The sequence below is a fragment of the Lysinibacillus sp. ACHW1.5 genome (genome assembly GCF_022014815.1).
Classification (GTDB): domain Bacteria; phylum Bacillota; class Bacilli; order Bacillales_A; family Planococcaceae; genus Lysinibacillus; species Lysinibacillus capsici.
Map to the genome: position 1 here is coordinate 1,606,076 of NZ_CP091777.1, position 12,234 is coordinate 1,618,309.

Genomic DNA, 12,234 nt, shown 5'->3' on the forward strand with positions numbered 1-12,234 from the left:
GATAAGTCTTTCAACACTTATTGTTTCTGTCCTTGCATTGTCATTTACTTTTACACAAAAAAAGTAAACCGCCCCTGCCTCGCCAGCATGTGAGATGGTTTACTTTTATCACTTTGCAAATCGCCTTTGAAGCGATTCGTCTTGTTACTAGGACCATTGGTGTTCCAGCACCAATGGTCTTATTTACTTATATACATCTTCACTAAGGATTATAACATGGATAAACAGTTTTTTTCAAATAATGTAAATTTAATTGTCATGGACTACAATGATTTTTAGGGAATCAGTCGGTAGAGTAAAAGAATAAAAAAGGTATGAAAATATATAGAACATAAATGGCTTGAGTTGGTAAAACAACTACAATCAATTGCATAGGCAGGACTAACTTATTCGAAGGATATTTATGACTTGGAAAGGTTTGAATCATTAAGAGAAATAAGCGTTGCTATTATAGCCCACCATACAGAGAGCGATAAGACAGTTATACGTGATTTATTTGCTCATGAGACGGGTTATGCACCCCAAAATAGATATTCGGTCGATGGTTTTTAGGGACAATAAAATAGGAATGGTTAAAGAAAAAATGGATGGTGATGGTCATTACCAGGTGGCTGGGGCGACATCGGCCTTACACCTAGTGAAGTAGCCATCAAAGAAGCGAAAGAAGAATCAGGATTTGATGTAAAAGCAATCAAACTCATAAGTGTATTAGATAAGAAGTGCCACCCTCATCCACCATCTCTCTACCATGTCTATAAAATGTTTATCCAATGTGAAATCATTGAAGGACGGGCAGAAGAAAGCATGGAAACTAACGCTGTTGCGTTCTTTGCTGAAAATGAACTACCCTCTCTATCAATGGCTAGAAATACCGAATCACAAGTAAAATTAGCTTTTTGTCATTTAAATAATCTACATTTACCTACCTATTTTGATGGATATCTCAAGCTGAATAATATGAATTGTCTATTTGACGATTAAAGGAGAGCCGCTCAAACCAGCTCTCCATTTTTTATTGTATTCGTCGATTTTTTCGAATTTGTATTTGACATAAAGTGTGCATAAAGGAAAACACTAAGAAAATCTTAAGAATTGATGTCTGAGTTTGTTAAGATTTAATTAGTATTATATCCTTATACGAATCCTATAGGGGTGATTGACATGAACCTAAAGCGGTGGAGGAGTGAATGTAGTTGAACATTTTGATTTGTGATGATGATAAAGAAATTGTTAGGGCGATTAGCATTTATTTAGAAAATGAGGGCTATCAAGTATTCAAAGCTTACAATGGGATAGAGGCAATCGATCTTATTCGAGATCACATTATTCATCTTATTATTATGGACATTATGATGCCCAAAATGGATGGGATTACGGCGACGATGAAGATTCGGCAAGATAATATGATTCCATTAATTATGCTTTCTGCTAAATCAGAGGATTATGATAAAATACTGGGATTAAATATCGGAGCGGATGATTATATGGCCAAGCCGTTTAACCCATTAGAACTTGTGGCTAGAGTGAAATCGCAGCTCAGAAGGTATACGACCTTTGGAAGTCTTGAGAGGAGTAGTGCTGTATTTCAAACGGGTGGTCTTGTGATTGATGATGAACAGAAAATCATTACTGTTGATAAACAAGAGGTTCATTTGACACCAGTGCAATATAAAATCTTAAAGCTTCTCACAGCCAATGCTGGAAGAGTATTCACGATTGAAGAAATTTATGAAAAGGTATGGAATGTCAGGGCTATTAATCCTGAAAATACGGTTTCGGTTCATATTCGAAAGATTCGAGAAAAAATTGAAATTAATCCAAAAGAGCCGAAGTATTTAAAAGTTGTATGGGGAGTTGGGTATAAGGTTGAGAAAGTTGAGAAGTATTAGTCATGCACTTATTACGAAAGTAGTTGTGTTTCTAATTGCTGTCGCTTGTTTAACTGGTATAGCGAGAGTAATGTTTAACATGGAATTTAATGAGATTCATCTTAGTAGTATAAATCAAGATAACTATTTTGAAAGCCGAGCATTCGCTGATGAAAGTTACAGCATTATTGCTCCTTTAGCGCAATTAATTGGAAAATACAAAAGTGAAGAATATATTTTAAGTGGTAAGACACTAACAGGGGAGGATAGTAGAAGAATCGAAGAGGAATTATATTATGATTTCCGCAATTCTTACAGATATAATCCTAATTTGAGTGAAGAGGAAAATAAGCACATCTATCAAGAAAAATATGCAAAAGACATTGCTAGAACAAAAGAAGAAAGTATGACAGAACAGGTAAGAAATTTTTATCAATTGCGTAGTACGCTCGAAGCCTATGAAGGAATTGTGTTTTATGCGAGTGACGGTGAACATAAGTTCTCCAATAGTGATCTCACAAAGAAAGAGCAATTTGAATCCTTTGATGCCTATATGTTATTTGAAGATTATCAACAAAAGCTTTACCCAAATGAAGTGAAAGAAAGTCAATACTTGGATTACTTTACACACGAAGTTAACATGTTGAACCCACAAACAGATGTTATTTATGTGGCCTTTAAAGATTCTTACCTACAGCAAAAAATATCGGAATGGGAAAAAGATAAAGCGGCTGCCCAAGGTTTTCTGAATGAATGGATAGTATTTCTAGCGGGGTTTATTTTAAGTTTTGTGTATTTAATCATAGTTATTGGAAGAACGCCATTGGATAAAGAAGAAATTCATTTCCATGTCATAGATAAACTTTATAATGACCTTAATATTGTGCTTATCGGTTGCTTAACAGCGATGTGGATTGCCATGATTGTTGAAGTCTTCCGTGATATGTACATGTTCTTCACCGTGCCTATATTTATCATTGGCTTACTATTGATTTTATCACTCGTAAAGCATATTAAAAACAGAACGTTATTTCAGCATACACTCCTCTATCAACTTTTCAAAAAGCTATTTATTTTGCTGAAACATGTTTTTGACAGTGGCAGTACAGGCGTCAAAATTGTGCTGCTAATTATTGGCTATCCATTAGTAGTGGCGGCTACGTTTTTCATGTTTCCTATTACGATGGGGATTGCTGCCTGGTTGGCAATGAGAAAGGTGAAGTCGTTTAACCGCATTAAAGAGGGCGTAGAGCAAATTAAAAATGGAGATCTTCATCATCGAATTGAAGTTGACGGAAAAGGGGAGTTTAATCAACTTGCAGAAAATATTAACCGTATTACTGATGGGTTAAAAAAGGCAGTGGATAGTGAAATCAAGAGTGAGCGTTTAAAAACAGAACTTATTACGAATGTTTCGCATGATATTAGAACGCCTTTAACGTCAATTATTACGTATGTTGATTTATTGAAATTAGAAAACGATCCTAAAATGATTGAAGAATATGTAGATGTGTTAGATCAAAAATCGAAAAGACTCAAGCTTTTAACGGATGATTTATTTGAAGCGGCTAAAGCATCAAGTGGTAGTATACCTGTTCAGTTAGAACGGATTGATATCGTCTCATTACTAACGCAAGGAATTGGAGAAATGGATGAAAAAATTGAAGCCTCGTCATTAGATTTTAAGTTAGCCCATCCAACAGAAAAAGTGTATGTGAAGGCTGATGGTAAACTCCTATGGCGTTCCATCGAAAACTTATTCTCGAATATTTTTAAATACGCACTGCCTACATCAAGGGTATATATTGGTGTTGAAGATGTAGGGAATGAAATACTTGTGACATTTAAAAATATTTCAGCATATGAATTAAATATTTCAGTTGATGAGTTAATGGAACGCTTTAAACGAGGTGACGAATCAAGATCAAGTCAAGGTAGCGGATTAGGGTTGTCGATTGCTGAAAGCCTTATTCACATCCAGAATGGCAAATTCTTAGTTCAAGTAGATGGTGATTTATTTAAGGTCATGATTTATCTACCTAAATTTCCAAATGAATAATGTAATAAAGGAATAGGATACATGCGAGTCCTATTCCTTTTGTGTACGTAAAGAAGATAAAAAAAGAGAGCGGCATAAGCCAACTCTCCCTTAACTTAGTTAAAATTCTTTTGTAAAAATGCCTTTGTACGGTCGTTTTGAGGGTTTGTAAAGAAGTTGTCTGGATGATCGGATTCGATAATTTGACCACCATCCATAAAGACGACCTTATTTGCTACCTCTCGTGCAAAGCCCATTTCGTGTGTTACCACAATCATCGTCATCTGATCCTCTGCTAGGCTTTTCATAACCTTTAATACTTCGCCTGTCAGCTCAGGATCTAAGGCAGAGGTAGGCTCATCAAATAATAAAATTTGAGGATTCATCATAAGGGCACGTGCAATTGCTACCCGCTGTTTTTGACCACCAGAAAGATTGGCTGGATAAGCCTTGGCCTTGTCGGCAAGACCAATTTTTTGTAGTAAATCTTGACAGCGTTTTGTAATAGCTTCTGTCGATTCTGTTTTTAATAAGCTCGGTGCCATTTCAAGGTTTTGCTGAACGGTTAAATGGGGGAACAGGTTAAAGTGTTGAAAGACCATCCCCATTTTAGCTGTGATTGCTTTGATGTCTTGTGGCTTTGTATATCGACCATCTTGCACTAAATAATCGCCATCTACTACAATACTGCCACCATCGATTTCTTCTAAATGTATTAAGCTTCGAAGCATTGTACTTTTCCCAGATCCAGAGGGACCGATAACTGCAATGACATCATTCTTCTCTACTGAAAATGTAATTTGTTTCAGAACCTCCACCTGATCGAAAGATTTCTTCAAATTTGTTACTTCCATTAATGCCATATGTGTCACCTCTATTCGAATTTAAAGCGTTTTTCTAGCCATTTAAAGAACACCGTCAAGACAAGGGTCATGACTAAGTAAATTGCACCAGCAATAAAGAACGGTGTAATTGTGAAGTCCCGATTGACAGCTGTTTGCGCAAAATGTAGTAATTCGGGAACAGCAACTGCATAAAGTAGGGCTGTATCCTTAATTAGTGTAACGGATTCATTTGATAATGCGGGTAAGGCGACACGAAACATTTGTGGCAAAATAACACGTGTCGTCGTTTGCCATTTGGATAAGCCGAGTACCTGGGCTGCCTCATATTGTCCTTTATCGATGGCAAGAAGACCACCACGGAATATTTCTGCAAAGTAGGCAGCATAATTTAAAATAAAGCCAAGACAAGCGGCCACAAAACGATCCAATACTAAATATTCACCGATTACTGGCAGCATAGGTAAACCAAAGCAAATTAATAATAATTGTAGTAATAGTGGTGTACCACGCATGATATAAATATACGTATGTGCAAGCCAAGCGAGTGGTTTTATCCGACTTTTTACGGCGAGTGTTAGTAAAAAGCCAAATGGAATCGATACCAGAATGGCAATGAAGAACAGTAAAACTGTCATTTTTGCCCCTTCTAGCATCGGTAATATCATAGTTTGCCAGTAATCCGCCATAACGATGTCCCTCCAAAAAGAGTAAGAGTTCCGCTAAGGAAACTCTTACAGTTGATGTATCCTGTCATTATTTTAATACTTTATCTTCACCGAACCATTTTGTTGAAATGTCAGCCGCAGTACCGTCTTCATTCATTTTGTCTAATGCGGCTTGTAGTTTTTCTAATAAGGCTTCATTTCCTGGTTTCACACCAATACCGTATTGCTCAGGTGCGAGTGATTCCTCTAATAATTTGAATGTGTCAGGCTCTTGTGTCATGTAATATTCTGCAACTACAGCATCAATTACCACAGCATCAACACGGCCTGTTTTTAAGTCTGATAATGCTAAAACATTATCCGCAAATTCTGTAATTTTTTTCACTTCTTTGTGAATTGGGTTACCGTTTAATGCATCTGCTGCAGAAGAAAGGGATTGAATACCTACTTCTTGTCCAGCTAAATCACTTAGCTTCGTAATCTTTGAATCTGCCTTTGTTATCACAACTTGAGAGTTTTCGAGATAAGGCTTTGTAAATAAAACCTTTTCCTTACGTTCATCTGTAATGGTATAACCGTTCCATATTAAATCAATACGTCCACTTAATAATTCAGCCTCTTTTGTTTTCCAATCGATTGGCTGGAATTCTGCTTCAACGCCCATATGCTCTGCTGCAGCGCGAGCTAAATCAATATCGAATCCAACGATGTCGTTTTTATCATCGCGGAAGCCCATTGGTGCAAATTTATCGTCAATTCCGATAATAATTTTTTCTTGATCTGCTGCTGTTTCGTCTTTTTCTGCTGTCTTTTCTTTTGAAGTCCCGCATGCTGCTAAAACGATGACAGCTGTCAGCATCATAAATAAAGTCAATACACGTTTCATTTTAGTTTCCCCCTATAATCTAACGCTTTCGTTTGCTAAACTACTAATGTGTTAAAGGATAACATCGTACTCTAGCAATGTCAATATCGTTTTGGATTAATCAGAAAATGAGCGGCGTTTTCTAGCATTTTTTGAATTTCATAAAATAATAAAATTTGGGGATAGTAAGTAACTAAAGAATAGGGAAAAGAAAAAGGGACTGCTCCTATTGAACAGTCCTGTGAAATGAGGCTAGCCATTTTTACTTTGGATTGCTTTTCGTGCCAAGGCATCGGCCGCTTTGTTTTGTGAGTCGGGCACCCATTTGATAAAGAATAAATCAAAGCTAGTAGCAAGCGCTAAAGCTTTTTCTAAATAAGGTTTAAATTCCTCATTTTTCACATATTCTTTTTCCATAGAAGCAACAACGATTTTGGAATCTGAACGCACCGAGACAAGAGGGGAGCCTAGCTTTTGTGCTTCTTCAAGACCACGAACCAATGCCGAAAATTCAGCAATATGGTTGTTTGTTTCCCCAATATACTCGCTAATTTGGATCTGGTGACCTTCACCTTTAATAAATATTCCTATACCACTTGGCCCAGGATTTCCTGCACTGGCAGCATCTATATAAACCTCTAACATATCATCCCTACTTTGTGATTTGACTTCTCTATAATTGTACAACAAGGCTATGGGCAAAGCATCCTTGTGGGGCAAATCGTGTTTAAAAAAATACGTAGGAAGTAAACAAAATAGTTGCTTGTTGAAATTGAACGCTTCATAATAGTAGGAAGTGAATTTTGGACGTGAAAGGAGCGAGAGTTCAACATGGATAAAGTGACGGTTATGAAGGATATTGATGAACTGCATGATACGTATTGTTCGGATTGCTTAGTGATTAAGCAATTACGTAAAGAACGTGGTAAACCAGGGGCTCATCGTTTCTGCATTGAAGCCTGTTCAGTTGGAGAAAAGCTACAGTTCCTAGGGGAAGAACTTTTAAAAGTTTATAGCAAATAAACACATGAGAAAAAGCTACATGTATTAGCAAAACGCTAGTACATGTAGCTTCTTTAATTGCCAAGATTATTTCGTTTCAGCATAGCTGCTTAGATCTTGGTAATACTTTGTAAGAGAGGAAGCCGAAATATCAAATGTCGCAGCGATTTCTTTTACCGTCATAGAAAGGGACTCAAACAGCTCCTTTTCCTGACCGTAACGAATAGCACCAGCTGCAATGGCCGCTTCTTTACGCGCAGTCGGTTGACCTTCAATTAAATAGTCTTCTAAAAGCTCAAGCATCGGTGCAGTTTCACGCTCATTTTGCTCTAGGAAGTCTTTTACTTGTGTCAGGACATTGCTCTCAAAGTTTGAGAATTCCTCACCTTTATAGCCATTTGATACTAATAACTCCCAAAATGCTAGGTGCTCTTCTTTTAAGAAGGAGCCAACCTTCTTCTCTGAAGCCTCAAAGCGCTTCTTAAATTCTTCAAAGACCTTCGCATGATCCTCTGGGAAGAAAATCAGTGTAGACACAGCTAAATAATGAGCCGATTTCTTTGTGCCATCTGGTAAAATGAAGGCAAATACATGCATACCTTCAGGAATCGGTTTGTTATTTTCACGTCGAATATAAAGCTCATCATTTGTAAGTATATGATTAGCCTTGAAATATTTTTCCTCAACAACAGACACCGTACCAATAAATAAAGTAGGCTGAGACCAATCTTCAAGTACTTTGACTGTAGAAGGTCTTACCGCTTTTTTCTTCGTTTTCTTCAAATAATTTTTCCAAATAGATGGCTCTTGATGGAAGAAAAAGTCGTCTAAAGCGATGGCTTCAATAAGCTCTCGCTGTAAAACGCTCTCTAATTTAGGCTGCCATGTGCCCACATGCTCAATATAGGCACGAACATCTTTACGTTCTGGATATTCTAAGTAAAATGTTTGTAGCACACGCTCTAATTCTTCGATTTGTACTGCTTCCACTGTTACTTGTTGTTTGCCTTCACAACATTTTTTATATTTTTTGCCGCTACCGCATGGGCATGGATCATTACGTTTTACCATAATTAGAACACTTCCTTTAATCATTGTTAATCGTATATTGCTAAATAATTTGCGTACTCTTAATAATAACGGTACTTTTGTATGAAGAAAAATAATTGTCTATTTTGAAATATCTAAAAAATATAGAGGGACGCCCTGATTCTAGTATATGTACGTATTTTTCTACTTAGAACTAAAAAAAGAAAACGATCTATACCTTGAATAGGCAGGACCGTCTTCTAGTTAAATTATTGCTGAACCGCTTCGATTTCCACTGTTAGACGTTCAAGCTCATCAATTAAATGGCCAATGTAGGCAATTGTATCACGAAGTGGTTGGTCAGTCGTAATATCAACACCAGCCATTTGCGCTAACTCCACTGGTGATTTTGTACCGCCAGCCCGAAGAACTGCTAGCCAATCTTCAACAGCTGGAGCGCCCTCTTTTAAAATACGTTGAGACACTTGTGTGGAGATGGTTAACCCTGCACTATATGTGTATGGATAAAGGCCCATATAATAGTGCGGCTGGCGCATCCATGTGAGTTCAGCACCTTCAGAAATAGCGACTGTATCGCCCCAGAAATCTTCCAACACGGAACGTTTTAATTGATTGAGGATGGTTGCATTAACTGCTTCTCCAGCATCAATTAATTCATATACTTTGCGTTGATAGGCAGCTTCTAGTAAATGTGTAACAAAGTTATGATAATATGTTTTCGCTACAATATTGGAAATTACCCAACGTTTAAAGCGTAGATCTTCATTATGTGTTAGTAAATAATTTGCTAACAGCATTTCATTCATTGTCGATGGCGCTTCAATAAAGTATAGAGATGGACGACTATTAAGATACGATTGATGTTCATACGTATTTGCAAAATGCCCAGCATGACCAAGCTCATGAATAAGTGTAAAGACTTCATTCATTTGTTCATTCCAGGACATTAAAATATAAGGATGGCTACCATACGGGCTTGAACAAAATGCCCCTGTAGATTTTCCTTTGTTTGGCGCATAGTCTATCCAACGTTCATTAAAGGCTCTCTCCATTAATTGATTATAGTCATTCCCCATAACGGCTAAAGCCTTTTCAACATATTCTTTTGCCTCAGCCATCGATAATCTTGGATCATAATCAGGGTCAAGTGCAATTTTTAAATCTGCAAATGTCATTTGGTCGATTCCGTTGGCTTTTTGAATTAACGTTGCATAGCGACGCATATGTGGGGCAAGCTCTTTAGTGATTAAATCAATTTGACGATTATAGAGTGAACGATCGACATCCTGATCAAATAGTAAATAGTCAATGACAGAATGAAAGCCTCTTAGGTCAGCCATTGTTTTTTCTTGTTGAATATGTGTGTTATATACTTGTGCCGTTGTATGCTGGTAATCGCGTAGCTTGCTTGAAAAGGCTTGAAAGGCAGCACGGCGTACATCTGTATTTGCTTCAAACTCCCAGTCATTTTCGTACAGCACAAAGCTAAGAGGATGCTTTTCGCCATTGGCTTCAAATTCGCCAAAATCCATGTCCACTAATTTTGTCGTATTGTACGTTTTATATGGCGCATCAAATGTGGCACTGAAGGCTGCCAGCGCTTTTTCCACTTCAGGATGGAGCTGGTGTGGTTTTCGTTTTAATAATTCCTCTAGATATCGTTTGTAAAGAGGGCTTAATGTCGCTGCTTCTTGTAAAACAGCTTCATCCAATGCCAGTAACTCGCTGCGCACGAAGGATAGTGCACTGCTGACTTTTCCGATAGCTGTACCAAACTTTGCCGCACGCATTTGTGCTACATCATTTGTGCGATCTGTCTCAAGATTTAAGCTTGCATATGTGCCAATCGGAACAAACTTTTTTTGTAGCTCTTCAAAGGCTGTTAACACGTCGATTACTTTTTGTGCATTTGTAATCGTACCTTTGTATTGTTGCTCGAAGCTAAGTGCATCTTCCACTAATTGTGCTAAGGTAGGTTCAAAATCAGCCTCATTGCTCAATAAATCTGTTAAATCCCAAGTTTCCTCTACTGCAACATCTTTTCGTAATGGTAAAACTTTCATTTATGGACACCCCTTTACATATAAGTGATTTCATTATAACGAAACTATTTCGGAAAGTGAAATAATTTCATAGAATAGTTGAAATATTCTTACTCTAAATCGTTTCTCATGAAGGATGTTTGAAATATTGTCGGTCGGGAACAATGAGTGTATAGCCAACATCTTTTATGACTCATACTAATGGCTAGAACAAGACATATTGGAGGAGAAATTGATTATGACACAAAACTTAAACAAACAATTAAATAAGCTAGTGGCGACGTGGTCTGTGCTTTATACAAAGCTACACAATTATCATTGGTATGTCACAGGTCCAGCCTTCTTTACATTGCATGCAAAATTTGAAGAACTATATAATGAAACAACATTGAATTTAGATGAAATAGCAGAGCGTATTTTATCAAAGGATGGCAAGCCAGTGGCAACATTAAAAGAGCATCTAGAGCTATCCTATGTAGATGAAGCAACAGGTGAAGAAACGACAGAGGACATGGTTGCAACGACAATCTCAGATTTCCAAAAGCTGATGAAAGCTTTAAATTCTACAATGGAGCTAGCCGCAGAAGAAGGAGACGACCGTACAGAGGATTTACTCAATGCCATGTATCAGTCTCTTGAAAAGCATACATGGATGTTAAAGGCCTTTCTTGACAAGTAAAAATTGACAATTTGCATGCTGAAGAAGAAATTCTCTCCAGCATGCTTTTTTTCTGCCCTGAACTTATTATGTCAAATCAGCAACGTAGTTTAAGGCAATTTAACAATTATTACAGTTTAGTAAATTGGGTTTGTTTGTGTGTAGTGCGGGTAATTACCTAGTAAGCCATACAACATAGGAGGAATTGAACATGATGAATGAACAAAATCCAAAAATTGAGGTGGCCCATACAAGGGATGAAATGCTTCACATTTTAGAGAATATGCGAATGGAAGGTTATCACCAAGACGATATTCATATTATTGCGAGAGATCCCCAACAGTTTGAGGATGTAAAATGGGATGCCGATGTGCAAACGCATGAGGCTGGAAATTGGGTAGATCAATTTAAATCTTGGTTTACAGGCGACTCAGCCGTTACAGAGGGTTTAAAACGATTTAATCTGTCAGAGGGACAAATCGCTTACTATGCGCATCTTGTAGAACAAGGAAGTATTGTCTTATATGCAGAACATGAGGATGATGTTGATACACTCCAAACATATCCAGAGACAGCTGAAGAGCAAGAGGAGCGTTTAAGAAATCAACAGCGTATGGCAGAGGCAGAGCAATATAGAAGATTTTTATAATGAATCAAACTAACGAGATATGACTATTCCTCGCTAGTTTGAATATAGACAAAGTCGATTGTTTCGACTTTGTCTATTATTTTATCTAGCATTTCTTGAAAAGAAGGGCTATTTTTTAAATGCCATCTTTATATTTAGAAATGTTATTTTTCGCATTTAGTATTGAGAGAATAGGATCACTTGTTTTCTTTTTAAAAGGTTGCGAAAGCAGGTCTTGTAAATTAGTAGATTCTCTAATATCAAGGCTTTGTTTGGTTTCCATGAGGAGAACCCTTTGTCCTGTTGGTTTGACAAGGTATTGACGTACATAGCCATTTTCGTATCTGACCTCAGTTTTCGATTTGTTCTTTTTTTCGTCTTCCTCTTCACGGCCACCGACATGTCTCATTAAATCCAGTAGGTTTTGTGTTTGAATTGGTTGATTATCCTTGTTTGGTAAATAATATGACGTATGTAAGGTTTGAAATTGCATGTATGAATCTCCTTTATTTTCGTACCTGTAAAAATTAGTCTATTTTACATGCAATCGTGCTATAAAATCAATACATAGTA

12 protein-coding genes and 1 pseudogene are annotated in these 12,234 nt (G+C 37.1%); 6 read left to right on the forward strand and 7 right to left on the reverse strand.

The genetic code is table 11. The features are described from left to right. Positions 1 to 324 precede the first annotated feature (324 nt). The 3 genes and pseudogenes from L6W14_RS07595 to L6W14_RS07605 all read left to right on the forward strand — a co-directional run bounded on the left by L6W14_RS07595 (position 325) and on the right by L6W14_RS07605 (position 3,927). Positions 325 to 981 (forward strand): annotated as a pseudogene (locus L6W14_RS07595) (NUDIX hydrolase). 212 nt (positions 982 to 1,193) lie between these two features. Beyond that, a complete protein-coding gene (locus tag L6W14_RS07600; protein WP_048390068.1) occupies positions 1,194 to 1,889 on the forward strand; it encodes a response regulator transcription factor in 696 nt (231 codons plus the stop codon). Next, positions 1,867 to 3,927, forward strand: a complete 2,061-nt coding sequence (locus tag L6W14_RS07605) for a HAMP domain-containing sensor histidine kinase (RefSeq protein WP_131519764.1) — start codon at positions 1,867 to 1,869, stop codon at positions 3,925 to 3,927. Before L6W14_RS07600 ends, L6W14_RS07605 begins: the two co-directional genes overlap by 23 nt. Before the next feature lie 95 nt (positions 3,928 to 4,022). Here L6W14_RS07605 and L6W14_RS07610 read toward each other — a convergent pair whose 3' ends face one another. The 4 genes from L6W14_RS07610 to L6W14_RS07625 form a co-directional block, all read right to left on the reverse strand. Beyond that, complete coding sequence (locus tag L6W14_RS07610) at positions 4,023 to 4,769, reverse strand: amino acid ABC transporter ATP-binding protein (RefSeq protein WP_048390072.1); 747 nt, start codon at positions 4,767 to 4,769, stop codon at positions 4,023 to 4,025. An 11-nt stretch (positions 4,770 to 4,780) separates the two neighbouring features. Continuing rightward, positions 4,781 to 5,437, reverse strand: coding sequence for an amino acid ABC transporter permease (locus L6W14_RS07615; RefSeq protein WP_004269380.1), 657 nt, complete (start codon positions 5,435 to 5,437; stop codon positions 4,781 to 4,783). Positions 5,438 to 5,504: 67 nt separating this feature from the next. Next, positions 5,505 to 6,302 carry an amino acid ABC transporter substrate-binding protein gene (locus tag L6W14_RS07620; protein WP_054550807.1) on the reverse strand — a complete coding sequence of 266 codons (798 nt, stop codon included), beginning with the start codon at positions 6,300 to 6,302 and terminating at the stop codon, positions 5,505 to 5,507. A gap of 231 nt (positions 6,303 to 6,533) precedes the next feature. Next, on the reverse strand, positions 6,534 to 6,926 hold the full coding sequence (locus tag L6W14_RS07625; protein WP_066037704.1) for a ribonuclease HI family protein: 393 nt from the start codon (positions 6,924 to 6,926) through the stop codon (positions 6,534 to 6,536). A gap of 186 nt (positions 6,927 to 7,112) precedes the next feature. On the opposite strand from L6W14_RS07625, the gene L6W14_RS07630 reads away from it, so the two are divergent. Then, the gene (locus L6W14_RS07630; RefSeq protein ID WP_004269383.1) at positions 7,113 to 7,304 is read left to right on the forward strand and encodes a zinc-finger domain-containing protein; all 192 of its coding nucleotides are present in this window, start codon (positions 7,113 to 7,115) and stop codon (positions 7,302 to 7,304) included. Between the two features lie 66 nt (positions 7,305 to 7,370). Here L6W14_RS07630 and L6W14_RS07635 read toward each other — a convergent pair whose 3' ends face one another. After that, positions 7,371 to 8,354, reverse strand: a complete 984-nt coding sequence (locus L6W14_RS07635; RefSeq protein ID WP_004269384.1) for an SEC-C domain-containing protein — start codon at positions 8,352 to 8,354, stop codon at positions 7,371 to 7,373. Between the two features lie 227 nt (positions 8,355 to 8,581). Continuing rightward, positions 8,582 to 10,396 (reverse strand): oligoendopeptidase F, encoded by a 1,815-nt coding sequence (gene pepF / locus L6W14_RS07640; RefSeq protein WP_237900199.1) that lies wholly within the window; start codon positions 10,394 to 10,396, stop codon positions 8,582 to 8,584. 217 nt (positions 10,397 to 10,613) lie between these two features. On the opposite strand from pepF, the gene L6W14_RS07645 reads away from it, so the two are divergent. Together L6W14_RS07645 and L6W14_RS07650 are read left to right on the forward strand one after the other, a co-directional pair. Continuing rightward, positions 10,614 to 11,054: a Dps family protein gene (locus tag L6W14_RS07645; protein ID WP_054550810.1), complete on the forward strand. Its 441-nt coding sequence runs from the start codon at positions 10,614 to 10,616 to the stop codon at positions 11,052 to 11,054. Between the two features lie 190 nt (positions 11,055 to 11,244). Next, positions 11,245 to 11,682 (forward strand): general stress protein, encoded by a 438-nt coding sequence (locus L6W14_RS07650; protein ID WP_048390084.1) that lies wholly within the window; start codon positions 11,245 to 11,247, stop codon positions 11,680 to 11,682. A 115-nt stretch (positions 11,683 to 11,797) separates the two neighbouring features. Here the strand turns inward: L6W14_RS07650 and L6W14_RS07655 are convergent, their stop codons facing one another. Continuing rightward, on the reverse strand, positions 11,798 to 12,154 hold the full coding sequence (locus L6W14_RS07655) for a hypothetical protein (RefSeq protein ID WP_131519768.1): 357 nt from the start codon (positions 12,152 to 12,154) through the stop codon (positions 11,798 to 11,800). Positions 12,155 to 12,234: the final 80 nt, after the last annotated feature.